This window comes from Paraburkholderia sp. SUR17 (genome assembly GCF_029536165.1).
Taxonomy (GTDB): Bacteria; Pseudomonadota; Gammaproteobacteria; order Burkholderiales; family Burkholderiaceae; genus Paraburkholderia; species Paraburkholderia kururiensis.
The window spans coordinates 2,300,118-2,324,620 of record NZ_CP120509.1 but is presented as its reverse complement, the minus strand read 5'-3'; the positions used below and the strand labels follow the sequence as shown (position 1 = coordinate 2,324,620).

General features: G+C 65.4%; 25 protein-coding genes and 1 pseudogene. 7 read left to right on the top strand and 19 right to left on the bottom strand.

The window, feature by feature from the left end:
- Positions 1 to 25 precede the first annotated feature (25 nt).
- The 3 genes from P2869_RS27685 to P2869_RS27675 all read left to right on the top strand — a co-directional run bounded on the left by P2869_RS27685 (position 26) and on the right by P2869_RS27675 (position 2,455).
- Positions 26 to 802 carry a c-type cytochrome gene (locus P2869_RS27685; protein ID WP_277598597.1) on the top strand — a complete coding sequence of 259 codons (777 nt, stop codon included), beginning with the start codon at positions 26 to 28 and terminating at the stop codon, positions 800 to 802.
- Complete coding sequence (locus P2869_RS27680; protein WP_277598596.1) at positions 799 to 1,725, top strand: c-type cytochrome; 927 nt, start codon at positions 799 to 801, stop codon at positions 1,723 to 1,725. Before P2869_RS27685 ends, P2869_RS27680 begins: the two co-directional genes overlap by 4 nt.
- A gap of 262 nt (positions 1,726 to 1,987) precedes the next feature.
- Positions 1,988 to 2,455, top strand: a complete 468-nt coding sequence (locus P2869_RS27675; RefSeq protein WP_126877065.1) for an MEKHLA domain-containing protein — start codon at positions 1,988 to 1,990, stop codon at positions 2,453 to 2,455.
- A 74-nt stretch (positions 2,456 to 2,529) separates the two neighbouring features.
- Here the strand turns inward: P2869_RS27675 and mhpT are convergent, their stop codons facing one another.
- The 4 genes from mhpT to P2869_RS27655 form a co-directional block, all read right to left on the bottom strand.
- Positions 2,530 to 3,786, bottom strand: a complete 1,257-nt coding sequence (gene mhpT, locus P2869_RS27670) for a 3-(3-hydroxy-phenyl)propionate transporter MhpT (RefSeq protein ID WP_277598595.1) — start codon at positions 3,784 to 3,786, stop codon at positions 2,530 to 2,532.
- A 274-nt stretch (positions 3,787 to 4,060) separates the two neighbouring features.
- Positions 4,061 to 4,675 (bottom strand): DUF5666 domain-containing protein, encoded by a 615-nt coding sequence (locus tag P2869_RS27665; protein WP_277598594.1) that lies wholly within the window; start codon positions 4,673 to 4,675, stop codon positions 4,061 to 4,063.
- Between the two features lie 75 nt (positions 4,676 to 4,750).
- Positions 4,751 to 5,542 (bottom strand): molybdopterin-dependent oxidoreductase, encoded by a 792-nt coding sequence (locus P2869_RS27660; RefSeq protein WP_277598593.1) that lies wholly within the window; start codon positions 5,540 to 5,542, stop codon positions 4,751 to 4,753.
- A 2-nt stretch (positions 5,543 to 5,544) separates the two neighbouring features.
- On the bottom strand, positions 5,545 to 6,138 hold the full coding sequence (locus P2869_RS27655; RefSeq protein ID WP_277598592.1) for a cytochrome b/b6 domain-containing protein: 594 nt from the start codon (positions 6,136 to 6,138) through the stop codon (positions 5,545 to 5,547).
- 230 nt (positions 6,139 to 6,368) lie between these two features.
- Between P2869_RS27655 and P2869_RS27650 the strand changes: the two genes are divergently transcribed.
- Both P2869_RS27650 and P2869_RS27645 read left to right on the top strand, forming a co-directional pair.
- Positions 6,369 to 7,877 (top strand): HD domain-containing phosphohydrolase, encoded by a 1,509-nt coding sequence (locus P2869_RS27650; RefSeq protein ID WP_277598591.1) that lies wholly within the window; start codon positions 6,369 to 6,371, stop codon positions 7,875 to 7,877.
- Positions 7,878 to 7,976: 99 nt separating this feature from the next.
- Complete coding sequence (locus P2869_RS27645) at positions 7,977 to 8,423, top strand: YaiI/YqxD family protein (RefSeq protein ID WP_277598590.1); 447 nt, start codon at positions 7,977 to 7,979, stop codon at positions 8,421 to 8,423.
- 19 nt (positions 8,424 to 8,442) lie between these two features.
- Here the strand turns inward: P2869_RS27645 and P2869_RS27640 are convergent, their stop codons facing one another.
- The 8 genes from P2869_RS27640 to P2869_RS27605 form a co-directional block, all read right to left on the bottom strand.
- A complete protein-coding gene (locus P2869_RS27640) occupies positions 8,443 to 8,847 on the bottom strand; it encodes a DUF4440 domain-containing protein (protein WP_277598589.1) in 405 nt (134 codons plus the stop codon).
- A 105-nt stretch (positions 8,848 to 8,952) separates the two neighbouring features.
- Positions 8,953 to 9,270 carry an H-NS histone family protein gene (locus tag P2869_RS27635; RefSeq protein WP_277598588.1) on the bottom strand — a complete coding sequence of 106 codons (318 nt, stop codon included), beginning with the start codon at positions 9,268 to 9,270 and terminating at the stop codon, positions 8,953 to 8,955.
- Between the two features lie 621 nt (positions 9,271 to 9,891).
- Entirely contained in the window at positions 9,892 to 11,262 is a 1,371-nt protein-coding gene (locus P2869_RS27630) for a cytosine permease (RefSeq protein ID WP_277598587.1), read from the bottom strand.
- A gap of 229 nt (positions 11,263 to 11,491) precedes the next feature.
- Entirely contained in the window at positions 11,492 to 12,487 is a 996-nt protein-coding gene (locus P2869_RS27625; protein ID WP_277598586.1) for a biotin-dependent carboxyltransferase family protein, read from the bottom strand.
- Entirely contained in the window at positions 12,477 to 13,352 is an 876-nt protein-coding gene (locus tag P2869_RS27620; protein ID WP_277598585.1) for an allophanate hydrolase subunit 1, read from the bottom strand. Before P2869_RS27620 ends, P2869_RS27625 begins: the two co-directional genes overlap by 11 nt.
- Positions 13,349 to 14,809, bottom strand: a complete 1,461-nt coding sequence (locus tag P2869_RS27615; RefSeq protein ID WP_277598584.1) for an acetyl-CoA carboxylase biotin carboxylase subunit — start codon at positions 14,807 to 14,809, stop codon at positions 13,349 to 13,351. Before P2869_RS27615 ends, P2869_RS27620 begins: the two co-directional genes overlap by 4 nt.
- Positions 14,806 to 15,051 (bottom strand): acetyl-CoA carboxylase, encoded by a 246-nt coding sequence (locus P2869_RS27610; protein ID WP_277598583.1) that lies wholly within the window; start codon positions 15,049 to 15,051, stop codon positions 14,806 to 14,808. Before P2869_RS27610 ends, P2869_RS27615 begins: the two co-directional genes overlap by 4 nt.
- 46 nt (positions 15,052 to 15,097) lie before the next feature.
- A complete protein-coding gene (locus P2869_RS27605; protein WP_277598582.1) occupies positions 15,098 to 15,877 on the bottom strand; it encodes a 5-oxoprolinase subunit PxpA in 780 nt (259 codons plus the stop codon).
- Between the two features lie 271 nt (positions 15,878 to 16,148).
- On the opposite strand from P2869_RS27605, the gene P2869_RS27600 reads away from it, so the two are divergent.
- Positions 16,149 to 17,066 (top strand): LysR family transcriptional regulator, encoded by a 918-nt coding sequence (locus P2869_RS27600; protein WP_026121527.1) that lies wholly within the window; start codon positions 16,149 to 16,151, stop codon positions 17,064 to 17,066.
- Between the two features lie 66 nt (positions 17,067 to 17,132).
- Here P2869_RS27600 and P2869_RS27595 read toward each other — a convergent pair.
- The 3 genes and pseudogenes from P2869_RS27595 to P2869_RS27585 form a co-directional block, all read right to left on the bottom strand.
- Positions 17,133 to 17,393: pseudogene (locus tag P2869_RS27595) on the bottom strand (LysR substrate-binding domain-containing protein); the annotation flags it as partial.
- 9 nt (positions 17,394 to 17,402) lie between these two features.
- Positions 17,403 to 18,164 (bottom strand): glucose 1-dehydrogenase, encoded by a 762-nt coding sequence (locus tag P2869_RS27590; RefSeq protein ID WP_277598581.1) that lies wholly within the window; start codon positions 18,162 to 18,164, stop codon positions 17,403 to 17,405.
- A gap of 40 nt (positions 18,165 to 18,204) precedes the next feature.
- Positions 18,205 to 19,047, bottom strand: coding sequence for a DMT family transporter (locus P2869_RS27585; protein WP_277598580.1), 843 nt, complete (start codon positions 19,045 to 19,047; stop codon positions 18,205 to 18,207).
- A gap of 149 nt (positions 19,048 to 19,196) precedes the next feature.
- On the opposite strand from P2869_RS27585, the gene gcvA reads away from it, so the two are divergent.
- On the top strand, positions 19,197 to 20,087 hold the full coding sequence (gene gcvA, locus P2869_RS27580; RefSeq protein WP_277598579.1) for a transcriptional regulator GcvA: 891 nt from the start codon (positions 19,197 to 19,199) through the stop codon (positions 20,085 to 20,087).
- A 61-nt stretch (positions 20,088 to 20,148) separates the two neighbouring features.
- Here gcvA and P2869_RS27575 read toward each other — a convergent pair whose 3' ends face one another.
- The 4 genes from P2869_RS27575 to P2869_RS27560 all read right to left on the bottom strand — a co-directional run bounded on the left by P2869_RS27575 (position 20,149) and on the right by P2869_RS27560 (position 24,454).
- Positions 20,149 to 20,913: a lipoate--protein ligase family protein gene (locus P2869_RS27575; RefSeq protein ID WP_277598578.1), complete on the bottom strand. Its 765-nt coding sequence runs from the start codon at positions 20,911 to 20,913 to the stop codon at positions 20,149 to 20,151.
- 72 nt (positions 20,914 to 20,985) lie between these two features.
- On the bottom strand, positions 20,986 to 22,059 hold the full coding sequence (locus tag P2869_RS27570; RefSeq protein WP_277599862.1) for a 2,3-butanediol dehydrogenase: 1,074 nt from the start codon (positions 22,057 to 22,059) through the stop codon (positions 20,986 to 20,988).
- Positions 22,060 to 22,295: 236 nt separating this feature from the next.
- On the bottom strand, positions 22,296 to 23,417 hold the full coding sequence (locus P2869_RS27565) for an acetoin dehydrogenase dihydrolipoyllysine-residue acetyltransferase subunit (protein WP_277598577.1): 1,122 nt from the start codon (positions 23,415 to 23,417) through the stop codon (positions 22,296 to 22,298).
- On the bottom strand, positions 23,417 to 24,454 hold the full coding sequence (locus tag P2869_RS27560; protein ID WP_277598576.1) for an alpha-ketoacid dehydrogenase subunit beta: 1,038 nt from the start codon (positions 24,452 to 24,454) through the stop codon (positions 23,417 to 23,419). The genes P2869_RS27565 and P2869_RS27560 overlap by 1 nt, the downstream gene beginning before the upstream one ends.
- Positions 24,455 to 24,503: the final 49 nt, after the last annotated feature.

Genomic DNA, 24,503 nt, shown 5'->3' with positions numbered 1-24,503 from the left:
AAACAGCACGAGACGAGGAGACAGGATGAGACGCACGATCACGCTTTGGGCGTTATCGGCGGCGGTGGCGTTCGCGTTCGTATCGCACGAGGCGAGCGCCACTGGCACCGACACACGTACCGATCAACCCACCGATAAGCCCACCGACACCACACCACAATCGCCGCTTGGCTGGACGATCGCAACGAGAGGCACGGCCAAGGGCATCCCCGCATGCATCAGCTGTCACGGTGCGCATGGAGAAGGTAATGCAGCCGCAGGCTTTCCGCGGCTTGCCGGCGCCGGCGAGGACTATCTCGACGCGCAGCTCGCCGCATTTGCCGACGGCAGCCGTCCCAGTACCGTCATGCAACCGTTCGCGCGCCTCATGTCAAAGGAGGGTAGAACGGCTGTTGCGCGCTATTTCAGCCATCTTCCCGCGCCTGAAACCGCGCGCCGAACCGATACCGCTGACGCCGCACCATCCGATACCGGCGCGTGGCTCGCCACACGCGGGCGCGGTCAACAGGGGGTGCCTGCGTGCGCGCAATGTCACGGTCCGGGCGGGGCGGGCGTAGGCAGCGCATTTCCTCCGCTCGCAGGTCAGCCTGCCGCATACATCACGGCACAACTACACGCATGGAAGGCCGGCAAGCGCCCGCCTGGTCCAATGGCGTTGATGCCGAACGTCGCGAGCAAGCTGTCGGATGCCGACATCGGTGCCGTTGCCCGCTATTACAGCGAACAACCTGGGGAACAACGCGGTGAACAACGCGGTGAACAACCCACCCAACAAGCGTCGGTCACGACCGGCGCGAAATGACGGAGACGAGCATGAGGCGAATCTGTAGAACCTTCGTCACGCTGACGGCGTTGGCCGTCGCCATGGCCTGTGGCCCGCATGCGGCTCGTGCCGCGGATACAGTCCACGCGCCCGAGGCGCGGCCTGCTCAACCTTTTCAACCGCCACCCGAAGCCGACATGCCCGGCGGCGAATTCGGCAAGACGGTGAAACTGGGCGAGCAGATCTTCCTGCACACCGGCCAGTTCGCGGGCAAATACGTGGGCAACTCGCTCAACTGCGTGAACTGCCATCTCGATGCGGGGCGCAAGGCGAACGCGAGCCCGCTGTGGGGCGCTTACGTTTCGTACCCGGCTTACCGAAGCAAGGACGGCCGTGTGAACACGCTGGCCGAGCGGATGCAGGGCTGCTTTCGCTACAGCATGAACGGCAAGGCGCCGCCGCCTGGAGACCCGGTGCTCGTGGCGCTCGAAAGCTACGCGTACTGGCTCGCCAAGGGCGCGCCGGTCGGGGAGAAGATTGCCGGGCGCGGCTATCCGAAGCTCGCGCCGCCAGCGCAGAAGGCCGACTATGGGCGCGGCGCGCAGGTCTACGCGCAGCACTGCGCGTTGTGTCACGGAGCGGACGGTCAAGGGCAAAGCAGCGACGGAAAGACCGTCTTTCCTCCACTGTGGGGTAGCCGCTCTTTCAACTGGGGCGCGGGCATGCACGAGATCCAGAACGCGGCGGGATTCATCAAGGCGAACATGCCGTTGAGCCTTGGCGGCACACTCACCGATCAACAGGCATGGGACGTCGCGCGCTTCATGGACAGTCACGAGCGCCCGCAGGATCCGCGCTTCAAGGGTTCGGTCGAAGAGACGCGCAAGGCATTTCACGACTCGCCCAATTCCATGTATGGCGTGACCGTGGAGGGGCACGTGTTGGGTACGGGGAGTCGGTGAGGTGGTGAGGTGGTGAGGTGGTGAGGTGGTGAGGTGGTGAGGCGGGCAAAGCCTGAAGGCGGTTGCCCGCCGCGTGCGGCAGGCAGGAACGACGGGTGCCGGCGTCTGCGCTGTTTTCGACCTCAAAACGGCTTTTCCCATACACTCGACGGCGGCCATTTCGGACGCGCCGCCTTTGCGCCGACGCTCCCCGGCGCCATGTGCCATGCGGCCTGCGCCGTGCCCCTTCCGCGTACGCACCCGATTGCAGGAGCCTTCCCCGATGTCGTTGAGCACCGATGCAGACTTCTTCCGCCTTCTCGCCGGCAGTTACCAGCGTCTTCTCGGTCAACCCCTCGTTCCCGACGGCATGAGCGCATCCGAAGGCGCGGCGTGGCTGTACGCCGCGGCGCCGTTCGGCATTCTTGCGCACAACGCCCAAGCCGACCCCGTGTTCGTCTACGGCAACCAGCGTGCGCAGGCGATTTTCGGATACGACTGGGACGAACTCACGACGCTGCCTTCGCGTCTTTCGGCGGAACCCGTGGAGCGTAGCGAACGGCAGGCATTCCTCGACCAGGTGACCCGCGACGGTTTCGTGTCGGGCTACCGCGGCGTGCGCATTACCAAAGCGGGCGTGCGCTTCTGGATCGAACATGCGACGGTGTGGCAACTCACGGATTCGGCCGGGAACTATCGCGGCCAGGCCGCGATGATCCCGGAGGTGCGGGCCATCGACGGGGCCGCGTAGGTATTGGCATTCGAATCAGGACGGGGAGCCGATGAGGCCTTTGCAGGCCCCACGTCCGCACAGCGTGCGCCCCTTCACGCGCGCTGGGCACCCAGTGCGCCGCGCTGCACGAACGACCCCGCGACGCTGAGTGCGGCGGCCGCCGCGATGACGACGAGCGGAATGCTCGCGCCCACCAGCATCGACGGGCTCTGGCCGAGCGCGAAAAGCTGCCCTGCCACGAGCGGCCCGAGAATCGAGCCGAGACGACCCACCGCGACGGCTGCGCCCACGCCCGTGCCGCGCACCTCGGTCGGGTAGGCGTGACCCGCGAGCGCGTACAGCACCGACTGGCCGCCCACGATGAAGAATCCGCAGAGCAGGCCGCCCACGGCGGTGGAACTTGCCCCGCTCGCGCTCGCGAGCACGCCAAGCGCTGCCACGATGCCGATGTACATGCCGATCACCGTGCCGCGCCGGCCGAAGCGGTCCATGATCGTCGCGATTGCAACCGCCCCTACGCCGCCACCGATGTTGAACATCATCAGCACGAGATTGGACTGCACGCGCGAGAGGCCGCGCGCAAGCACCATGGAGGGCAGCCAGTTCATCAGGAAGTACAGCACGATCAGGGTGCCCAGGTAGCTGATCCACAGCGCGATCGTGGTTCGCGCGCGGCCCTGGCGCCAGAGCGCTTCCGTCACGCCCGGCGTGCCTTGCTTCGTCGCCGCCGAAACCTTCGACGCTTTCGCCGCCATGAACTGCTGCGACTCGCGCAGGAACAAGCCCAGCAGCGGCACCATGACGATGGGCCCAAGGCCGCCGACGTAGAACACATGGCGCCAGCTCGCGTCTGCCGTACCCAGCATGCCGATGACGGCTGCAATGGCGGCGCCGAACGGCATCCCGCAGTACATCGCGCCCACGGCGGTGCTGCGCTGCTGCGGCCCCGCGGCTTCCGAACACAGCGCAATCAGGTTAGGCATGGCCGCGCCGAGGCCAAGGCCCGTGAAGAGGCGCGCGACGAGCAGGCTTTCGAAATTCCAGACGGCTGTGGTGGCGAGCGAGAACAATCCGAACAGCGCCACCGACCACATGAGCACGCGCTTGCGGCCGAAGCGGTCCGCCAGCCGGCCGCCCAACGCAGCGCCCGGCAGCAGCCCGATGGCGCCGGCACTGAACGCCCAGCCCATCTGCGCCACGGCGAGATGGAACTCCTTGGCCATGCGGGGTCCGGCTACGCCGGCGGATTGCAGATCCAACCCTTCGAGCAACGCGATCGCCAGACACAGTGCGACCGTTCCCTTGCTGATCGTGCCGCCTTCTTCGGCACGACGGTTTCGTGACGTCATAAAAAGTCTCCAGATATAGTCGTGAGCCGCTCTTCCGGCGGCTGGATGAAGCGATGCCGTGTATCGCCGAGGGGGCGATGCGCGGCGCGCAGGGGCGACGGCTGCACACCGAAACCCATCACGGAGGGGCGGACGTTTTGCCGCAGCCCCGTGATTGGAGCCGAGTCTAGGACGCGGCCCGCTGCGCGCTCAACCTTTTCCTGGAAATGTGCATCTCGTGCACACGATTGATTCCTTTGACTTTTTTGACGCCACTTGGCTGCAGCCGCCGGGCTCACATCGGAGGCGCGACGCCGTCCTTCTCCACGACGATCTGGTTGCCGCTGTAGGCGCCGCCCTTTGCCTGCGTGGCAATCACGAAAACGTGCTTGCCCTTCGTCAGTTCGTCGCGCGTGGCGGGAATGAGTGTGACGACCGGCGCGGTGGTCGGCACGGTGATGGTGTTGGTGCCGCCCTTGTATGAAAGCTTGAGTTCGCGGCCGCTGGTGGCTTGCACGACCGTGTCGACGTTCGCGTTCGTCATCGAGCTATTCGCGCCGAGGTCCCACGCGTAGTGACCTTCCCCCGCGCCTCGCGCCGCTTCCGGAAACACGAGCACCTCTTTCGCGACGAGCTTGCCGTCTTCGCCGGGCGTCGCTGCCGCGCCGACGTAGCTGCCGGGCTTGATATCCGCGAGTTGTACGGCCTTCACGGCGTTGACGTGCGTCGCGTCTTTCAGGTCGATGCTGACCGTGTCGCCGCTGCGGCGGTGTACCACCAACGAGCTGCCCGAGAACGATTCGATCGTGCCTCTGATGCGTTCGGGTTTATCGGCGGAAGACTGCGCGAACGCGGCTTCGGCCACGGTCAGCATGAGCAGGGAAACGGCGAGAGTGCGGCGGATGGACATGAAAACTCCTGATGCAGTGAAGAAAGGTGACGATTGACGTCGAAGCGGGCGGACCCGGGAACCTGCTGCGCGGGCTCAGGACCCTCCAAACCAGTTGTAGCCCTGGTTCTCCCAATATCCGCCCGGGAATTCGTTCGTGACGGTGATGGCCACGATGTGTTTGGGGTTCTTGTAGCCGAGCTTGGTGGGGATGCGAAGCTTCATCGGGAAGCCGTACTTCGCGGGCAGCGTGTTGCCGTCCCAGGTCAGCGTGAGCAGCGTCTGCGGGTGAAGCGCAGTGGGCATGTCGATGCTGGTCCAGTAGCCGTCGGCGCAGTGAAAGGCCACGTACTTCGCCGTGGTGTCCGCTTCGGCTCGCGACAGGAAATAGGAAAACGGCACACCGCCCCATTTGCCGATGGCGCTCCAGCCTTCGATGCAGATATGTCGCGTCACCTGGCTTCGTTGCGGCAACGCGCCCAGTTCGGCAAGGCTCCAGACGGACTTGCCTTTAACCCGTCCCGTCAGCTTGAGGCGATACGTTTCAGCATCGACCTCCGGCACCTGATCGATGTCGTAGTAGGCGTTGAACGGGAACGGACGCGTGATCATCGACTCCGGGTAGGTCGGCGCGAGCGTGTGCGGATCGAACAGCAAGGCCTGCGCCTCGTCGTTCAACCGCGACACGCGACGCAACATGGCCTCCACCGCGTTGCCGGATTTCAGTTCGCAACCGGAGAGCAGCATCAACCCACCGAGCGAGAGCATTCTTCGGCCGAAGAGCCGCCGCGCAGGCGACCCGAGTTCGCGTTGGGCCTCTTTGATGATGGCGGCCGCGTCCGGCGCATAAACGGAAGCGGGCGACGCGTTGTTTTTCAGGTTACCCATGCTCAGCGCCCCCGAATCATCGTCAGCAGAGAACGCGGAACGATGGCGACCATCGTCACGTGTACGACAAAGAAGCCGACAAGCCCGCTCATTGCCGCAAAGTGCACCACGCGTGCGTTGTCGAATCCGCCCATCAGGCGGCTCAAGAGCGGCAACTGCACGGGTTTCCAGACAGCGAGACCAGACAGCACGACAAGCGCGATGTCGGCAACGACGAGCAGATACGCGAGCTTCTGCACGGCGTTGTAGCGGCCCAGGTGGTCGTGCGTGAGTTGGCCGCGCAGGGCGGCAAGGAGGTCCGCCCTCAAGGCGCGGACCGTGAGCGGAAACAGCGTCCGGCGCAAGCGTCCCGTTGCAATACCGATCGCGAGCCAGGCGAGGAAGTTGGCGACGAGCACCCACATGATCGCGAAGTGCCAGAGCAGCGCGCCTCCCAGCCAGCCGCCCAGCGTGATGGCTGGGGCAAACCTGATGGCGTGAAAAATGGGGGACGCGTTATAGACCTGCCAGCCGCTCATGCACATACCGATCACGCAGACGGCGTTGATCCAGTGGAAGAGGCGAACGTAGGCGGGATGGATGAGATCGCGGTTCAAGGCAGCCCCAAGGGCGATAACGGTGGGTTGAAGCTGCGGTAAACGGCAGCGAGGCACGGAATATTCCGGTTCCGCGGCATGGGGCCCATCGCGCTGACGCAGCGACCGGACCTCGGTGAGCGACAGAATCTCACCTCGTCGGGTCGCACAACATCGGTCAAATGACCGATCTTGCGTGCGCGCCGCGTCGCGTATGATCGGGCGCAGTTCCTCTCCACTTCTTGTGATCCATGCCGACGTTCGACCCGCAAACAAGCTCGCCCCCGCTGCGCGTATTCGATTGCGTGAGAGCGCTCGCCTTCATTGGCGACCTGAGCATGGGCCAGCCGACCGACCATTCGCTGCGCACCGGATGGCTGGCAGCGCGCCTGGCGCACGCGGCGAGACTCGATGCATGGGCGTGCGATACGGTTCGTGAGGTGTCGCTGCTGCGCTGGTCGGGGTGCACGGCGAACGCAGCGGGCTTTGCGGACGTGTTCGGCGACGACATCGCGATTCGCCTCGCGATGCTCGAAGGCCGGTCAGGCTGGGCCGAGCGGCTTGAGGCATCGGGCGGCGCCGGTGCCGTGATGCTTCCGCTTGCGCAAATCCACTGCGAGGTGTCGGGCGAGGTTGCGCGCATGCTGGGTCTTTCGAGCGTGACGGAAACCGCGCTGCGTCACATCTTCGAAACATGGGACGGCGCGGGCCTGCCGGGGCGTGTTGCGCGCGAGAGGGTGCCCATGCCGGTGTTCGTCGTGGCGCTTGCGGGAGACCTCGAGATTTTCGGCCGCACGTATGGCATCGAGCAGGCGCTCGGGCTGATCGGTCAACGGTCTGGTGCGCGATATCCGGCGCGCCTCGTCGAGACCGCGGCACGTCAGGCGGCCGGCTGGCTGGCAGAACTGGAGCGCGCGTCGCTCACCGATTTCGACGCTGCGCTGATGACGTCCGATATGGAGCAGACCACGTCGGCTGAACTCATTGCCGACGTGATCGATCTGAAGCTGCCGTGGATGACGGGATTTTCGCGCACGGTCGCGTCCACTGCGGCGGCGTGTTGCGCCCGGCTCACGCCGGACAAAGCCGCGCACGCGCGTGTTTATCGGGCGGGATTGCTGCACGGCATCGGCAGGGCCGCCGTGCCCAACAGCGTGTGGAACATGGCGACGCCCTTGCCCGCGAGTGCCTGGGAAAAGGTGCGGCTGGTGCCCTATTGGACGGCGCGCGCCGGCAAGCAGACCGGCGCGCTTGGCGAAGCCGCAGAACTGGCGTCGTATGCCTATGAACGGCAGGACGGTTCGGGATATTTCCGCGGCGCGAGCGGGCAGGCGTTGACGCTGGAGGCTCGCGTGCTGGCGGCATCGGTGGCATGGGTCGCGTTGCGCTCGGCGCGGCCCTGGCGCGCCGCACTCGGCGCCGATGCCGCCGCGCAAATGCTGCGCTATGAGGTGGCGGCCGGCAGATTGAGCGACGACATTGTCGACGCGCTGGTGACGGAGGAGGCGCCCGTCGTCCGGCGGCCCCTGCGGTACGCGAGAGGTGGGCAACACGGCCTGCAACACGGCCCGCAGCTCTCGCCGCGCGAGATCGACGTGCTGCGCGTGATCTCGCGCGGCGCGAGCAACAAGGAAGCCGCGCGCGAGTTGACGATGAGCCCGAGCACGGTGCGCACTCACGTCGAAAACGTGTTTCGCAAGCTCGAATGCTCCACGCGCGCGGCGGCCACGCTCAAGGCGTCGGCGATGGGTTTGCTTTAGCCCGCTTCGCACAGCCGTCGCAGTTGCAGCACATCACAATCGCGACGTGGCGCGCCGGGCGGTAACATGGGGCCTTCTTCCTCTATCGGACATACCTCGATGCAAGTGCTGGTTGATGCAGACGCCTGCCCGGTTGTCGTCAAGGAGATGCTGTTTCGGGCCGCACGGCGCGTCGAAGTATGCGTGACGCTGGTGGCGAATCAGTATTTGCGCACGCCGCCTTCGCGCTTTATCAAGGCGCTGCAGGTGCCGGCCGGCTTCGACTCCGCCGACGAGCGCATCGTGCAGTTGGTCACGCACGGCGACCTGGTGATTACGGCGGACATACCGCTGGCGGCTGCGGCGCTCGAGAAGGGCGCTTACGTGCTGGACCCGCGTGGAAGCTGGTTCAGCCGCGAAAATATCGAGGAGCGTCTCACCATGCGCGAGGTCATGGATCAACTTCGCAGCTCAGGCGTGGGGACGGGCGGCCCGGCGCCGTACACCGCAAACGACAGCAAGGCGTTCGCCGGACAACTGGACCGCTTCCTCGCACGCCATGGCTAACGTAGGGCAGAACCGTCTTTCAAGCATCCAGCACCAATGGTCCGAATGAATTGTCGATCAGCACTTTCCATTCGCCGTCTTGCAGTCTGCGAAAAACGGTCGTGGCGACGAGTTCTCTCACGGAACGCTTCCCGCCTGATTCCTCGTACTCCAGCGTCCAGCGAGAGAGGAACAGCGCAACGCCATCGGCCTCGATAACGTGGGTTTTGAGTTGCTTCGCGCTCGCGCCGGACTTCACCGCGAATTCGAAAAATTCCCTGAATGGGCCGCGTCCGCTAATCGTTCTTCCCGGCTGCGAGACGACAACGGCTTTCTCGTCGTAAAAATCGAGAACACGATCGACGTCGCATTCGTTGAACGCCCTGTCCAGCAGTTCCACCACGTGCTGCGGACTTCTCGCGGTTATCGGTTCGGCTCCAGCCATGCGATGACTCCACTCGCGTTTTGTTCCGGAGAAAACACGGAGTAAAACACGTGTTCGATAGTCCCGTCTTTTATGACCGCCGCCGTGCGCCAGACCGCATTTGCGCTAACGGGAATTCGGCCGCGCGAGCGGACTGCCCGCGAATGGGTCATTCGCCCAGTCCGGGCCTTTTTTAACGGGCGGCCGCGAAACCGGCTCCGATGACAATTCAAAGTGCTCGAGGGACTGCCCGGCGCTAATCGCCTGCTTCAACCATTGAGGCATGGGCCCCTCGCCGCTCCAGCTGTCGCCATTCGCGCTGCGATAACGCTCAACCTTCGTGTCAGCAGCGATTGCTGAGGCCAGATCATCCGGGCTGATCCCGAACTCCTCCATGCGGTGACGGAGGTAGGCAATCATGCTGTCTCGCTTGCGTTCATCCATGAAACTTGCTTCCTTTCAAACCGGACTCGGTATTTTTCTCGATTGCACGCGGCAACGCGCGACAGGCAAGGCCGCCTCGCAGGCAGTTCGCCGTCGCCGCATTCAAAATAGTGCCATAGGTACTGACCGAACTCGCCGTGGCTGGGCGCCTGGGAGCGCGGCAAATAAACGGACCAATCTCGACGCCTCGACACGGCGCAGGCTCGTGTCGTCAGGCCTCCCCCGCGTTCCGCAGTGATTGAAGCTGTGGATTTTGACCGACCGGATGCGCCAGATACGCCCGGGTTGGCTTGCGATGGGAGGGGAGTCGAACGGTTGAGGGCGGGATTTGGCCTGGATCGGACCCACCGATCGGGGGTGTCCGGGGGAGTCGCGTCTCGCCGACCGTGCGAGACATCATACGCTGGTCGTCAGCGGGATTGCGCTGAGGCTTGCGATTTCATTTTTTGACCGGCACGCGGCCGGTTGATTTGGTGTCGCGCAAGCCGTTTTGGCTGAAGGTCCGTGCTGAACGCGGCGCCGCAATTGCCGCCAAATGAACGGCAATCGCGGCAGTCCTGTGGAAAGGAAAAAGAGCCCGGCTGTCTTTATCTTCCTGTCTTTATCGCCCGGTCTTTATCGTCAATAACTGCCCGTATCCTCTCCACGCACGAACCACGTCCTTTTCGCCGACGCCAGCATGCCCCGGTAGACGAGCCACGACACCACGAAGGTGGCCGGCGCGGAGAGCGACTGCACGGCTCCCTGCATGTTCATCAGCACGAGGCCGGCGAAAGCCCCCGCGAACCAGGCGGCCAAACCGCCCGGGTTGAACGCGGGGACATGCGAATCGCGGTACTCGATGGCATCGCCCACCAGTTCGTCATAGCGCGCCGACAGGATGTGCGCGAGCGCCACGCCCACCCACGCCACGACGAAGATGCCCTGGTACGCGAGTGCCTGCAGGATCTTCGAAAACACGTCGGCCATCATCAGCGCATAGACCACGACGCCCACCACCAGCGCCCACGCGAACTTCGGCGCGCGCAGGCCGACCACCTTTTGAAAGAACGCCTGCATGTTGATGGCCGCGAGATAGTAGTTCGCCGTGTTGATGCGCGACTGCGTGACCCACACGAACAGCAGACCCCAGATGCCCATCAGCTTGAGCAGCGCCAGCACCACGGAGACTTCGGAGAGCGTGCCGAGCCCCGGCGTCGTGCTGACCAGATAGATGCCCACCGCGCCGTTCAACAGGAACGTGACCAGATAGAACGGCATGCCGAAGTTGAAGCGGCCATGATAGACCGCGTCTTTCCTGCGGCCGAAACGGGCGTAGTCGAAGGTGAACATCATCAGTACCCAGACGCCCATGTAGTACACGAAGCAGTTCCACCAGCCGTTGGCGGGCACCGTGCCTTTCGGGCCGAAGTCGAGCCATGCGGCGTTGTAGCCATATTCGTGGGTGGTCAGCACGACCGCGGCGACGAGCCCGAGCAGATAGAACGGCAACAGCACGCCGTTGAACTTGTCGAGCCAGTGCTGCACGCTGCCGAACACCAGCGGCACGCTGTAGCAGACCACGATCAGCGCGGCCCATCGGTAATCGAGCACGGGAAAGAGGCTATGCGCCGCCACCGCTATGACGGAGCCTTCGAAGACCGCGTAATAGATGGCGGTCGCGAAGAAGATCAGGGTGGCGAGCGCCGCGCCCGAGCTGCCGAACAGCACGCGTGAAAACAGCGCAACGGAGAGCCCGGTGCGCACCGCGTAACGGCTGATCACGGCGTTGACGAGACCGTACGACACTACGGAGAGCGCCATGCCGATCAGCGCATTGCGCGCGCCATAGGTCAGCGCGAGCGTGGCGCCCACGACGATGTAGAACACGGCGCTGCATACCGCCCACCACGCCATGGTGAGCGAGAACGCCGGCATGCGGGCGCTGTCCGGAATGGCAGCGGTCGATAGATCGAGGTCGCCTCCGGCGACTTCCTGCGTCAGATTGGCCATCAACGTGCTCCTCAATACACTGCGGGGTCCAGGAACGGCGGCGCCGAAGCGAGCGTGCGGTGACGCCGCGGAGAGAACAGAAACTGCGTGGGTCGTGCATCGGTCGAACGGGCGCACGGGTCCGCGCACGCCGCGAGGCGGCGTACGGTGATTGGAAACGTGCGTTAGAAAGCGCTAGAAAGCGAGCCGCCGTGCGACACACGCGGCTCGCAGCGAACCGCTTTGCGCGCTACCGCAGCAGCACTTCGCGCAGGCGTGCGAGCCGCAATTGCGCGTCACGCCGTGCGGCGAGCGCCTGCGACATGGTGGCCGGCACGAAGTGCGCCTGATGGTTCGGCTGCATCTGGCCAATCAGGTCCATGTCGGCGCTGATGACGGTGCCGATGGTGGCGTAGCCGCCACCTGAAACCGCATCGCGATGCAGGATGATCGGCTCCAGTCCGGCCGGCACCTGAATGGAGCCCACCGGATAGCAGGCATCCACGATATTCGACGGATCGGCGCCCGCGCCGAACGGCTGCTCGCGCGGCCTGAAGTCGAGCGGCCGGCCTTGCTTGTAGCGATAGCCGATGCGATCGGCTTCGGGCGCCACCACCCAGGTGTCTTCGAAGAACGTCGCGGCGGATTCGTCGGTCAGCCGGTGATGGTAGAGGCCCGGCAGCACGCGCAGTTCGACTTCGCGGGCGAGCGGCGTGCGCAGCGGTGCGGGCAGTTCCGTGCCTTCGCGCGCCGGTCCCCGCTCGCGGCCCACCGTGAGCCGGTCGCCCTTCTGCAGGCGCCGCCCTTCGTGTCCACCGAAGGCGCCGAGTGCATAGGTGGAGCGGCTGCCCAGCACCACGGGCACGTCGATGCCGCCGGCCACGGCCAGATACGCGCGTGCGCCGCCTCGCACGTAGTCGAACGTGAGCGTGCTGCCCGCCTTGATTCGCAGCGCGACATTGCAGGCCTGCGTCACGCCGTCGATCTTCGGCAGCATGTCGGCGCCCGTGACCGCGATCAGCGTCTCCACATGGAACAACAGTTGCGGACCCAGCAGCGTGCATTCGAGCGCCGCGGCGGATTCGGGGTTGCCCACCAGCAGATTGGCCGCGCGCAGCGCATATTGGTCGAGCGCGCCGGAAGGCGGAATGCCGACGTGGTAATACCCTTGCCGGCCGGTGTCCTGCACCGAGGTGGCAAGGCCGGGCTTGACGACTTCGATGGCGAGGCGGGAATCAGTCGGCATGGAGCACCTCGACCAGTGAACGGTTGTACGCGTCCGGGTCGCGCAGAAAGGATTCGAGCGAGAAATTCACGTCGCGCACGCGCAGTGAGAACGTGCCGGCTTCCACGGCGGCCACGGCTTCGTCGTAGGCGGCGCGGTCGATGGGCTTGAACTTCACGATGTCGCCAGGCCGGAAGAACACCATGAAGTCGCGCAGATAGTCGAGCCGCTGTGCCGGGTCGAAGATGGGCGCCGGCGTCACGCCGAACATCTGATAGCCGCCCGCGCCGCGCACCGAATAGATGCAACCGAAGCAGCCGCCGTGACCCACCGTGAGCTTCGGCGTATCGGTGCGGGGTCGCACGTATTTGGGTACCTGGAGTTGCCGCGCGCGCTCGACCATCTGGAACATGAACGGCAGACCGGCCACGAAGCCCACCATCGAGACGAACCACGGCGAGCCGGAATGGGCGGCGATGAAGTCGTCCACGCTTGCTTTGCCGTTGATCCGCGCTGCGTATTCCAGATCCGTCGAACTAGGATCCTGATGACGCTCGCGAAAACGCATCAGCGTTTCGTGCGTCCACGGGTCGTTGTACAGCACGGGAATTTCGATGATGCGGGTGGCGATGTTCAGCTCCGCGTCGCCGGTTTGTGCCTCGATTTCCTTGAGCAAGGCGAGCAGCGACTCGGGGTCGATCACGTCGGGGTCGTAGCGCACCTGGTAGGACGCATTGGCCGGGCAGATGTCGACGATGCCCGGCACCTCGCGGCGCTGCAGTTCGCGGGTGATCGCCGTGCCTTTGAAGAAGGCGTCGAGCGACATTTCCTCGCTGATTTCCACGAAGATGAATTCGTCGCCGCCGAACGTGTAACGGGTCGTCATGCGGCCTCCTCGTGGTTGACCGGCGTGGCGGCCAGTTGTTCGCGCGAGGCCGCGAGCCACGTTTCCAGATAGTTCGTGTGATAGCGGCCCGCGCGCACATCGTCGTCGGCGAGTAACGCGCGATGCAGTTGCGCCGTGGTCTTCACGCCGCGAATGTGCAGTTCGGAAAGTGCCCGTTCGAGGCGCGCGAGCGCGGCGGGGCGGCTCTCGTCGGAGACGATCAGCTTGGCGAGCAGCGAATCGTAGAACGGCGGCACCACATAGCCCTGGTAGAGCATGGAGTCGATGCGCACGCCCGGGCCTGTCGGCCACACCAGTTCCTCGATGCGTCCGGGGCTCGGGCGGAAATCGTGCGCCGGGTCTTCCGCATTGATCCGGCATTCGATGGCCGCGCCGCGCATCACGATGTCGCTCTGGCTCAGGCGCAAGGGTTCGCCGTCGGCGATACGCAGCGTTTCCCGCACGAGATCGACGCCGGTAATCGCTTCGGTCACCGGATGTTCGACCTGGATGCGCGTATTCATTTCGATGAAATAGAACTCGCCGCGCGTGTCGTCGAACAGGTACTCCAGCGTGCCCGCGCTACGGTAGCCCACCTGCCGCGCAAGCCGCGTCGCGGAGGCGCACAGCGCGCTGCGCAGCGCCGGCGTGAGCGAAGGCGAGGGCGCTTCTTCCATGATCTTCTGGCGGCGCCGTTGCAACGAGCATTCGCGCTCGAACAGATGGACCACGTCGTGCCCGTCGCCCAGCACCTGAACCTCGATGTGCCGGGCGCGCGCGATGAAGCGTTCGAGATAGACGCCGCCGTTGCCGAACGCGGCCTGCGCTTCGCGCTGCGCAAGCGGCAGTTCGGCATCGAGCTGGGCGGCGTCGTGCGCGACGCGAATGCCGCGTCCGCCGCCGCCGGCCGCGGCCTTGATCATCACCGGATAGCCGATGTGCCCGGCGATGCGGCGCGCTTCGTCGAGCGAGAGCACGACGCCGTTGCTGCCCGGCACGGTGGGAACGTCGGCACGCTGCGCCGTTTCGCGCGCTTTGGCCTTGTCGCCCATGGTCGCAATCACGCTGGACGAAGGGCCGACGAAGATGAGGCCGGCCGCCTCCACCTGCGCGGCGAATGCCGCGTTCTCGGACAGGAAGCCATAGCCCGGATGAATCGCGTCGGCTCCGCACTGCTTCGCTGCGTCGAGAATGGCCGATGGATTCAGATAGCTCTTCGCCGCGTGCGACGAGCCGATGTGAATGGCCTCGTCGGCCATGCGTGCCGCGAGGCTCTCGCGGTCGGCGTCGCTCACCACGGCGACCGCCCGCATGCCCAGTTCGTGCGCGGCGCGAATCACGCGCACGGCGATCTCGCCGCGATTGGCGACCAGTACCGTGCGAATGCGCCTGGGTTGATAGAAGGCGGTGCGAACGGCGGGGGCGTCCGACGAATTCACTCTGCTCATGGCGCTCATTCCTCGATCCGCATCAGAACCTGACCCGCGTCGACGGGCTCGCCGTCGTCCACGAGAATTTCCGTGACGCGGCCCGCTATGCCCGCTTCGACGTCGTTGAACTGCTTCATTACTTCAACGAGTCCCACTACCGTCCCGCTTTCCACCGTCGCACCGGCTTCGACATAAGGCGCGGCGTCGGGCGACGGGCGCCGATAGAAGGTGCCGGGCAGGGGACTGACGATCTCGTGTTGTTGTGCCATCTCGGGGCTCCTCATCGTTGTTGTGGGCGGCGCACGTCAGTGCATATCAGCGCGAAGCCGCGTATTGGGGGGCTGCGACCCGGATGTCGTGGCTCACCAGCGCCGCGCGCGTGGCTTCGACGAGTTTGAGCGCACCGGGCGTGTCGCTATGAATGCAGACGGAGTCGAAGTCGATCTCGATGTCTTCGCCGTCCACCGTCCTGACCCGTCCTTCCACGCATGCGCGCAGCACCTTCGCCGCCACCTGCGCCGGGTCGAGCCTGCCCACGCGGCGCGTGAAGACGATGGAGCCGCTACGGTCGTAGTCGCGGTCGGCGTAGAACTCGCGGACCACCGGCTGGCCGAGTTCGCATGCGATCCGGTAGGTCACCGACGCCTCCATGCAGTAGAGCAGCAGTGTGGGATCAAGCCGCCGCAGCGTTTCGACCAGCAGGCGCGACAGACCCTCGTCCTGCGCGGCGAGCATGTACAGCGCGCCGTGCGGTTTCACGTGTTGCACGCTGACGTCGTGAAGGCGCGCGAACTCGCGCAGCGCGCCGAGCTGGAAAACGATGTCGTTGACGAGCGCCTGCGGCGTCTCGGTGAGCGTGCGGCGGCCGAACCCCACCAGGTCGCGAAAGCCGGGGTGCGCGCCCACGCCCACGCCCGCCTGTTTGGCGAGCTGGACCGTGCGCGCCATGATGTTGGGATCGCCGGCGTGAAAGCCGGTCGCGATGTTGGCCGAGCTGATGAGCGGCATGATTTCTTCATCGACGCCGTCGCCAATCGTCCAGGAACCGAAGCCTTCTCCCATGTCGGAATTCAGGTCGACGCGGTGTTTCTTCATGCTGGATCTCTCTCCTCGATCAAAGCTGCGCTCGCCCCGCAATGCGTGCGAGCGCTCCGTCGAGAAGAACATTAGCCGGTCGCCGGTCGCCAAAATAGTTCTATTTTTGGATGGGACGCTATCTGTTTTTTCGATGGCACGCGATGCGCATGAATGGGCGTGAGGGCCTGTCAGCAGAGGAGGGGCGACAGGTGAATACCCTGACCACGCCAATTTTTTTGGCGGGAATACGATATGCCGCGCCCCAATATCGATTTTTCGGATGCGCACCATGGCCTTGACGCTTCGGCAACTGAAGTACTTCGTCGCGACCGCGGAACTCGGGCAGATCTCGCAGGCCGCCATTCAACTGACGATTTCGCAGTCGGCGGTGACGAACGCCATCAAGGAACTCGAAGACGACCTGGGCACGCAGCTCTTCATGCGCACGTCGGCGGGCGTGACGCTGACCACGACGGGGCGGCGCTTTCTCAACCACGCCTATACGATTCTTGCCTCCGTGGACGAGGCGATGCGCATTCCGAACCTCGAAAGCACGCTGACCGGCACGTTGACGCTGGCGGCCAGCTACACGGTGCTCGGCTATTTCCTGCCGCATCACCTGCAGCGAATGAGCACGCTGTATCCGCGATTGACTATCCAGTTGCACGAACTGAATCGCGAGTCGATCGAGGAGGGTTTGATCACCGATCGATACGACATGGCCGTGTTGCTGACCTCGAACGTCGCCAATCCGGAACTCACGCTGGAGCCGGTGATTCATTCGCCCAGGCGTCTGTGGCTGTGCGCGCAGCATCCCTTGCTCAAGCGCGAAAACGTGACGCTTGCCGACGTGGCCGCCGAACCCTTCGTGATGCTGACCGTCGATGAAGCGGCGTACACGGCGCTGCGCTACTGGAACGAAACCCCTTACCGGCCGAACGTGAAGCTGCGCACCTCGTCGGTGGAAGCCGTGCGCAGCATGGTGGCGAACGGCAGCGGCGTGGCGATTCTCTCGGACATGGTGTACCGGCCGTGGTCGCTGGAGGGACGACGCATCGAGACCATGCAGCTGCGCGACCCCGTGCCGCCGATGAGTGTGGGACTTGCGTGGCGCAGGAACGCCGAACTGAGCCCGGCCATGCATGCGGTGCGTGAATACTTCCGGCATACGTTCATGGAACCGCGGCCGCTGATTGGTGGAGGTTGAGCGTTGCGACTGAGCGATGACAACTGAGCGAGCGATGTTCGCCGCGCCCTTCAAGCCAGGCCGCTTCTATCCCTTCAGCACGAGCGACGTTTCCGGGTATTGGCCGCAGATGAAGTCGACGAAGGCGCGGACCTTCGGTGGAGGAAGGCGTCGCGACGTATGCAAAACCCAGAGCGCCGTTTCCACGCCGGAGACCGTGCCCCACTGCACCAGCTCGCCGCGCGTGAGCTGATTCCACGCGATGGACTGCGGCAGGAGCGCCGCGCCGGCGCCGGCCACCGCGGCGTCGCGGATCATGAGGAACGACGAAAGCCGCAGCCGTGGAATGGCATCGCCTCACTTCCCGCCCGTCACATCGAGAAACGTGCCCGTGACAAACGAAGCCTCGGCACTCGCCAGCCACAGAATGGCGCGCGCCACCTCTTCGGGCTGACCGCCTCGGCCCATCGGGATGGAGTCCTTCACGCGATCCACGCGTCCCGGCTCGCCGCCGCTTGCGTGCATCTCGGTGTAGATGTGCCCGGGCCGAACGCAGTTCACGCGTATCCCGTCGCGCGCCACTTCTTTCGCGAAACCGGTCGTGAAGGTCTCCAGAGCGCCCTTCGACGCAGCGTAGTCCACGTATTCGTTTGGACTGCCCAACCGCGCCGATGCCGACGACACGTTGATCACCACGCCGCCCCTTCCGTCGTGACGCCGCGACATCCGCTTCGCCGCCTGCTGCGCGCACAGAATCGGCCCGATCGCATTGACCGCGAAGATGCGCTGCATGCGCTCGAAGGCGAGATCTTCCAGCCGCGACTGCCGCGCGATGATCGCGGCGTTGTTCACCAGCACGTCGATGCGGCCGAAGTCGCGGTCGATTGCGGCAAATAGCTGGGCCACCTGCTCCGGGTCCGCGCTGTCTGCGCGCACGGCGAGCGCGCGGCGGCCCAGCGCTTCCACGTCGGCGGCCACCGCACGCGCGGCGGATTCGTTGGAGACGTAGCTGATCGCCACGTCGTAACCCTGTGCCGCTGCAAGACGCGCGGTGGCCGCGCCTACGCCGCGGCTGCCGCCGGTGATCAGGATGAGCGGCGCTTGTGGAACGGTATTCATCGAACGAACCTTCATGGAAAGTGGAAAGAGGAGAGAGACGTCAAAGCCCCAGACACACGGCGCCGGCCGCGACGACCACGCAGGCGAGCCAGCGTGCTGTGCTGACCGCTTCGCGCAGAAACACGCGACCAATCAGCACCGCGAACACCACGCTGGTCTCGCGCAACGCCGAGACGGCGCCCATCGCGTCCGACTGCAGCGCCCAGATCACAATGCCGTACGCCGCAATCGAAACGAGGCCACCCACGAGCGACAAGCCGACCGAGAGCGGTTCCACGCGTAGGGGCGCCCAAAGCGGCGCGAGCCCGCGCGTCGCGACGAACAGCACGGGCATCAGCGCGTAGAAGAGGAACATCCAGGCGGTGTAGCTGAGCGACTCCGCGTTGGACAACCTCACGCCGATACCGTCGATCACGGTATAGACCGCGATGGTCGCGCCGGTGGTGAGCGCCGCGAGCGCGCCCGCGCGCGACACGTGACGCCCCTGCAACGCGATGGCGATGATGCCGCCCGACACCATTGCGATGCCGAGCGCGTGCAAGGGGCCAATTGCTTCATGTGCGAAGAGCGCTGCGCCGAGTGTGACGAGCAGCGGCGACGACCCGCGCGCGATGGGATACGCCAGCGCCAGGTCGCTGCGGCGATACGAGCGCACGAGGCTCACGTTGTAGAAGATGTGCACGAGCCCCGACGCGACGATGTAGGGCCACGAGGCGCGGGCGGGCAGCGGATTGAACAGGACGACGAACGCGGAGACCGCCGCGATGGCGATGCTCATCCACGTCATGGACCAGAACCGGTCGCGGTTGCCGTGCAGCATCGCATTCCAGCTGGCGTGGAGCATGGCCGCAAAGAGCACGATACCGCCGGTGTAACTGAGCATCTGGATGTTGTTGAGCAGGGACGGGAGACGAACGGAGTGGGAGGCGAATCGGCACTACACAAAGAAGGATATCTATCTTGTTGGGGCCCAACAAACCAGATAAATTGCCGGATTGAGTTAGAAAAACTCTCTTGAAAAGGGCTTTCTCGATGAAACGGGTCTTGCCTCCGCTCAACGCCTTGCGCGCCTTCGAGGCCGCGGGCCGCCTCGGCAGCTTCAAGCAAGCCGCCGCGGAACTGCACGTGACGCAAGGCGCGGTAAGCCAGCACGTGCGCCTGCTCGAAACGTGGCTTGGTGCGCCGCTGTTCGAACGGCACAACCGGCGCGTGAAGCTGACGCCCGCGGCGAAGGCTTATCTGGAGAGAGTGGGTCCGTTGTTCGAGCAGCTCGCGCAGGCGACGGCGAGATACGGTGTGCCGGAAACAGTGTCGCGCACGCTCTCGGTGAACGCGCCCGCCACGTTCGCGTTGCGCTGGCTCGTGCCGAGGCTCGCCGGTTTCCGGGCCGGGCATCCCGACGTGGAGGTCAGCGTCGAGACGTCGAACGGGCCGCTGGAGAGTCTGAAAGAGGACTACGACGTCGTGATCCGGGGTGGTCCGGACACGTTCTACGGCTACGCGATGCGGCCGTTTCTCTCCGAGGAGCGCCTGCCGGTCTGCAGCCCCGCGCTATCGCAACGGCTGCCGCTTCGCTCGCCGGGTGATTTGCGACAACACACGTTGCTGCACACGTCGAGCCTTCCGCGACTGTGGCCCGACTGGCTGGCAAGTGCCCGGATTCCCGACTTGAAGCCGGCCGCCAGCTTGACCTTCGACCACTTCTATCTGACCTTGCAGGCGGCCATCGACGGCATCGGCATCGCGATGGGGCCCACGGCGCTCGTAGCCGACGATCTTGCTGCGGGCCGGCTGGTCGCACCGTTCAGCGAGCCCCGCCTGCCGTCGCGCAGCTATTGCACGTACGTGGCGGACGCGAAGGTTGGCGATGAACGCGTCGTGCTGTTCCGGTCGTGGCTGGAGCAGGAGGGCGGGGTGGGCTGAAAGGGCTGCCTGAGAGGGCTGCCTGAGAGCGTTGCCTGAAGCGGGCGGCTTGCGCAAGCGCTCAACCCGCACGCGAGTCGCCCGGCGCCACGGCCTCGCTCACGCAGGCCCGAAGCGCCGACATCACGCGCGCGTCGATCTCCCCATCCAGCGCGGCGCCGCCCGTCGCGGCGAGCGCCTGCTGCACGCTCACCACACACTCGGGCAGGTAGTGCCGTCCGCTGCCGATGGCCGCTTCGAACGCATTGGCGCGCGCGTTGATTTCCGCGGGGTCGGCGCTCACGAGCAACACCGCGTGGGCCAGCACCACATTGAGCGGCGCCGACGCCCCTTGCGACGCCGCCTCCAGCCTGCGCCAGTATTGCGCGGTGCCCGCGATCTTGCGCGCGTCGTCCGGCGGCCCCGAGGCCAGGTTGAAGCGCCCGTCGCAGAACGAGCCTTCCACGGCCTGCCAATGCGTGCGCACCCCGAGCGAGCCGAGCGCATGGCGCAGGATCTCGCACAGGTGCCGATACACGGCCTCGGAAAGCTCGCCCACCGTGCCGCGCACCCGATACGCGAGGCTCAGGTTGACGATGCCCGGCCCCTGCGGCACGAGCCCGCCGCCCGACATGCGCAGAAAAACCGGGCAGCCACGCTGCGCAAACTCGGCGCGTGCGCGCTCCAGCGCCGCGAAGCGCTGGTAGCTGCGCGGCACCACCAACGACGGCGGCAATTGCCAGAGGTGCGCGACGCAGCGGCCATCGGCCGCCATCGCGAGCAAATCCCGCTCGGCGGCGAGCGGGTCATCGGTGGCGGCGGGAACCTCGACAAGATCGAACGGCATGGGCGCGGGCCTGGGTGACATCTGTGAATGACGCCAATGAGTGACGCCAATGAGTGACGCTACTTCGTCACCTCATGCCGTCATCAGTTCCGCCGGCGACACGATGATCTTCACGTTGTTCTCCTTGTGGTGGACCAGTTGTTCGAAGCCCTTGTCGACGATGTCTTCCAGCTGGATGCGGCCGGTGATGAACGGCGTCACGTCGATACGGCCGTCGGCGATGAAGGCGATCACGTCCGCGAATTCGCCGTTGTAGGCGAGCGACCCGATTACCTGCTTTTCCGTGGCAACGAGGTCGAAGAAATTGAAGCTGCTCGGTTCCTCGAAGATGCCGACCATCACGCAGGTGCCCGCTTTACGGATGGTGTCGATGGCAAGCTTCGCGGTGTCCTTGTGGCCGATGCATTCGAAGCTCACGTCGGCACCCAGGCCGCCCGTCACGCGACGGATTTCGGCCAGTGCGTCGCAGGCCGACGGATCGATCACGTGACTCGCGCCCACCGCCTGAGCGCGCGCCTTGCGTGCCGCCGACATTTCCAGCGCGATCACCTGTGCCGCCCCGGCCGCGCGTGCGCAGGCAATCGTGCACAGGCCGATGGTGCCCGCACCCACGACCACCACGCTCTTGCCGAGCAGGTTGCCCGCCTTCTTCACCGCGTGCATGCCCACGGCGAGCGGCTCGATGAGCGCGCCGGCCTCGGTGGGGAAGTTGTCGGGCAGCTTGTAGAGCAGATTGGCCGGCACGTTAACGAGTTCGGCGAAGGCGCCGTTGTTCATCAAGCCGGTGAACGCCAGGTTCTCGCAGATGTTGTACATGCCGTGCGTGCAGTAATAGCAGTGGCCGCAGTGCTGGCAGGCATCGGCGGCCACGCGCTCGCCCACGGCGAAGCCCTGCACGCCCGCGCCCAGCGACGCGATCTCGCCGCAGAACTCGTGCCCCAGGATGCACTGGCCCTGAATGCCGGTGAGCGGATGCGGCGTATCCACGGGGATGAACACCGGCCCGGCCAGATACTCGTGCAGGTCGGAGCCGCAGATGCCGCACCAGTGCACGCGAATCTGCACCCAGCCTTCGGGCGGCGCGGCGGGCAGCGGAACGGTTTCCACGCGGATGTCGTGGCGGCCGTGCCAGACGGCAGCGCGCATGGTGTCGTGGGTAGAGGCGGTGGAAGAAGTCGAAGCGGTCATGGCGGGTTTCCTTGAAGTGGGGGCGTCGCCCGCATCGCGTCGCACGTTGCACGTCGGGCTTCGCGCAACGTGCAAACGTGTGTGAGAGCAGGCGGAAAAGCGAAACGAAGTCCGGCCGCCTTGAGGTTCAAGGCTCAAGACAAGGCCCAAAACAAGGCCCAAAACAAGGCCCAAAACGGCCGGACGGGAAGACCTCAGCTACCAGACAGATGCCGTTGCAGCGCGGCGTTCACCTCGCTGGCTTTTTCGAGCATCGCCATGTGGCCGGTGGCGTCGAACAGCACCACCTGTGCGCTCGATGGCGCCTTGCTCGCCTGGGCGGAGGGAATCACCTGATCTTCCTTGCCCCAGAACACGAGCACGGGCTTGCCGAACTGTTCGAGTTCGTCCGCGAGCACGGCCGACTGCCTGCCGTCGGCGAACAGCGCCGCGCCCAGTTCCGCGAGCAAGGGCTCGACGCCATCCATGCGCTTGAACTTCAGCATGTCGTCGATCATCTGGCGGCTCACCAGCTCCGGGTTGGCGAACAACTGCTCTAGCACGGGCTTCAATTCGCGGCGCGACTGCGCCTGAACGAAGCCGTCCGTATAGCCGCTATTGATGGCCGTATCGAAGCCAGCCGGGCTCACCAGCGCCAGGCTCGCCACCTGCGCCGGCGCGGCGGCGGCCATCTGGATGGCGATGGCGCCGCCCATCGAGTGCCCGACCAGGTGCGTGGGGCCGTTCACGTTGGCGGCGCGCAGGAACTTCAGGACGAAGTCGGCAAGCGCGGCGATGGACGCGCCCGGCAGCTTCGCCTCGCTCTGGCCGTGGCCCGGCAGGTCGAGTGCGATCACCGGGTGCCTCTCGGCCACCGCGTCGAGGTTGAAGAGCCAGTTGTTCAGGTCGCCGCCGAAGCCGTGAATGAACAGCACCGGCGTGCCTTCGTCCGGTCCGCGCTTCGCGTAGCGCACGCGGATGCCGTCCACGTCCGCGTATTGGAACTGCGGGCCGGCGTCTTCGTCGTCGCTGTCGGCGGCGGGCACCTCGTAGGCCGCGATGTAGGCGTCGATCTCGGCGTCGCTCACGTCGTTGTCCGCCAGCACCGCGAGCAGCGCCTTCACCGGCAGCGTCTCGCCGCTTTGCGCGACGATGCGGCGCAGCAGCCCGGCGTCGGCGGCTTCCACGGCGTTGGAGATCTTGTCGGTGTCCACGTCCACCAGCGCTTCGCCCACTTCGATGCGTTGGCCTTCCTTGACGAGCCAGTCCTGCACGGTGCCTTCGCGCATTTCGAGGCCCCACTTGGGCATGACGATGGGAATGATGTGACCGGCCATCAGCGGTTTCCTCCCTGGCTCTTGCCATTCGCGTAACCGACAGTGCGGCGTGCCGCTTCCGCAATCTGCGCGCTGCTCGGGATGTAGAGGTCTTCGAGCGCCGGAGAGAACGGCACGGGCACGTGCGGCGGCGCGACCATTTCGATGGGCCCCTTCAGTGCCTTGAAGAGCTGCTGCGCGACCTGCGCCGAAATGTCGGTCGCGATGTTGCAGCGCGGGCTTGCTTCGTCCACCACGACGAGGTGGCCCGTGTTCTCCACGGATTCGAGCACCGTGTCGATGTCGAGCGGCGACAGCGTGCGCAAGTCGATCACCTCGGCCTCGATGCCTTCTTTCGCCAGCGCCGCGGCCGCATCCAGCGCGCGATGCACCATGAGCCCGTAGGTCACGATGGACACATGCTTGCCGTCGCGCACCACGTTCGCCTCGCCGAACGGAATGGCATACGAGTTCTCCGGCACGTCGCCTTCGAAGCCGTAGAGGTTCTTGTGCTCGCAGAAGATCACCGGGTCGTTGTCGCGAATGGACTGGATCAGCAGACCCTTGGTGTCGTAGGGCGTGCTGGGGCACACCACCTTCAGGCCGGGGATGTGCGTGAAGAGCGGCGTGAGCATCTGCGAGTGCTGGGCGGCTGCGCGAAAGCCCGCGCCCACCATGCAGCGGATCACCACCGGCGTTTCCGCCTTGCCGCCAAACATGTAGCGGAACTTGGCGGCCTGATTGAAGATCTGGTCGAAGCACACGCCCATGAAGTCGATGAACATGAGTTCGGCGATGGGGCGCATGCCGCAGGCCGCAGCGCCGATCGCGGCGCCCACGTAGGCGCTTTCGCTCAACGGCGTGTCGAGCAGGCGGTCGCCGTGCTTCGCGTAGAGGCCTTTCGTGACGCCGAGCACGCCGCCCCAGGCGTCCTTTTCGCCCTCGGCGCCGGCGCCGCCGACAATGTCTTCGCCGAGCATGATCACGCTCGGGTCGCGGGTCATTTCCTGGTCGATGGCTTCGTTGATCGCCATCTTCATGCTGAGTTTGCGGGCCATGATGCGGTTGTCCTTTGATTCGTCGCGGTCGTTGCGTTCGGTGCGTTCG

Bases quoted from the DNA above. Each gene is read 5' to 3' on its own strand.
- P2869_RS27685 (WP_277598597.1), top strand. From the start codon at position 26: ATGAGACGCACGATCACGCTTTGGGCGTTATCGGCGGCGGTGGCGTTC.
- P2869_RS27680 (WP_277598596.1), top strand. From the start codon at position 799: ATGACGGAGACGAGCATGAGGCGAATCTGTAGAACCTTCGTCACGCTG.
- P2869_RS27675 (WP_126877065.1), top strand. From the start codon at position 1,988: ATGTCGTTGAGCACCGATGCAGACTTCTTCCGCCTTCTCGCCGGCAGT.
- mhpT (WP_277598595.1), bottom strand. From the start codon at position 3,786: ATGACGTCACGAAACCGTCGTGCCGAAGAAGGCGGCACGATCAGCAAG.
- P2869_RS27665 (WP_277598594.1), bottom strand. From the start codon at position 4,675: ATGTCCATCCGCCGCACTCTCGCCGTTTCCCTGCTCATGCTGACCGTG.
- P2869_RS27660 (WP_277598593.1), bottom strand. From the start codon at position 5,542: ATGGGTAACCTGAAAAACAACGCGTCGCCCGCTTCCGTTTATGCGCCG.
- P2869_RS27650 (WP_277598591.1), top strand. From the start codon at position 6,369: ATGCCGACGTTCGACCCGCAAACAAGCTCGCCCCCGCTGCGCGTATTC.
- P2869_RS27645 (WP_277598590.1), top strand. From the start codon at position 7,977: ATGCAAGTGCTGGTTGATGCAGACGCCTGCCCGGTTGTCGTCAAGGAG.
- P2869_RS27640 (WP_277598589.1), bottom strand. From the start codon at position 8,847: ATGGCTGGAGCCGAACCGATAACCGCGAGAAGTCCGCAGCACGTGGTG.
- P2869_RS27635 (WP_277598588.1), bottom strand. From the start codon at position 9,270: ATGGATGAACGCAAGCGAGACAGCATGATTGCCTACCTCCGTCACCGC.
- P2869_RS27630 (WP_277598587.1), bottom strand. From the start codon at position 11,262: ATGGCCAATCTGACGCAGGAAGTCGCCGGAGGCGACCTCGATCTATCG.
- P2869_RS27625 (WP_277598586.1), bottom strand. From the start codon at position 12,487: ATGCCGACTGATTCCCGCCTCGCCATCGAAGTCGTCAAGCCCGGCCTT.
- P2869_RS27620 (WP_277598585.1), bottom strand. From the start codon at position 13,352: ATGACGACCCGTTACACGTTCGGCGGCGACGAATTCATCTTCGTGGAA.
- P2869_RS27615 (WP_277598584.1), bottom strand. From the start codon at position 14,809: ATGAGCGCCATGAGCAGAGTGAATTCGTCGGACGCCCCCGCCGTTCGC.
- P2869_RS27610 (WP_277598583.1), bottom strand. From the start codon at position 15,051: ATGGCACAACAACACGAGATCGTCAGTCCCCTGCCCGGCACCTTCTAT.
- P2869_RS27605 (WP_277598582.1), bottom strand. From the start codon at position 15,877: ATGAAGAAACACCGCGTCGACCTGAATTCCGACATGGGAGAAGGCTTC.
- P2869_RS27600 (WP_026121527.1), top strand. From the start codon at position 16,149: ATGGCCTTGACGCTTCGGCAACTGAAGTACTTCGTCGCGACCGCGGAA.
- P2869_RS27590 (WP_277598581.1), bottom strand. From the start codon at position 18,164: ATGAATACCGTTCCACAAGCGCCGCTCATCCTGATCACCGGCGGCAGC.
- P2869_RS27585 (WP_277598580.1), bottom strand. From the start codon at position 19,047: ATGCTCAGTTACACCGGCGGTATCGTGCTCTTTGCGGCCATGCTCCAC.
- gcvA (WP_277598579.1), top strand. From the start codon at position 19,197: ATGAAACGGGTCTTGCCTCCGCTCAACGCCTTGCGCGCCTTCGAGGCC.
- P2869_RS27575 (WP_277598578.1), bottom strand. From the start codon at position 20,913: ATGCCGTTCGATCTTGTCGAGGTTCCCGCCGCCACCGATGACCCGCTC.
- P2869_RS27570 (WP_277599862.1), bottom strand. From the start codon at position 22,059: ATGCGCGCTGCCGTCTGGCACGGCCGCCACGACATCCGCGTGGAAACC.
- P2869_RS27565 (WP_277598577.1), bottom strand. From the start codon at position 23,417: ATGGCCGGTCACATCATTCCCATCGTCATGCCCAAGTGGGGCCTCGAA.
- P2869_RS27560 (WP_277598576.1), bottom strand. From the start codon at position 24,454: ATGGCCCGCAAACTCAGCATGAAGATGGCGATCAACGAAGCCATCGAC.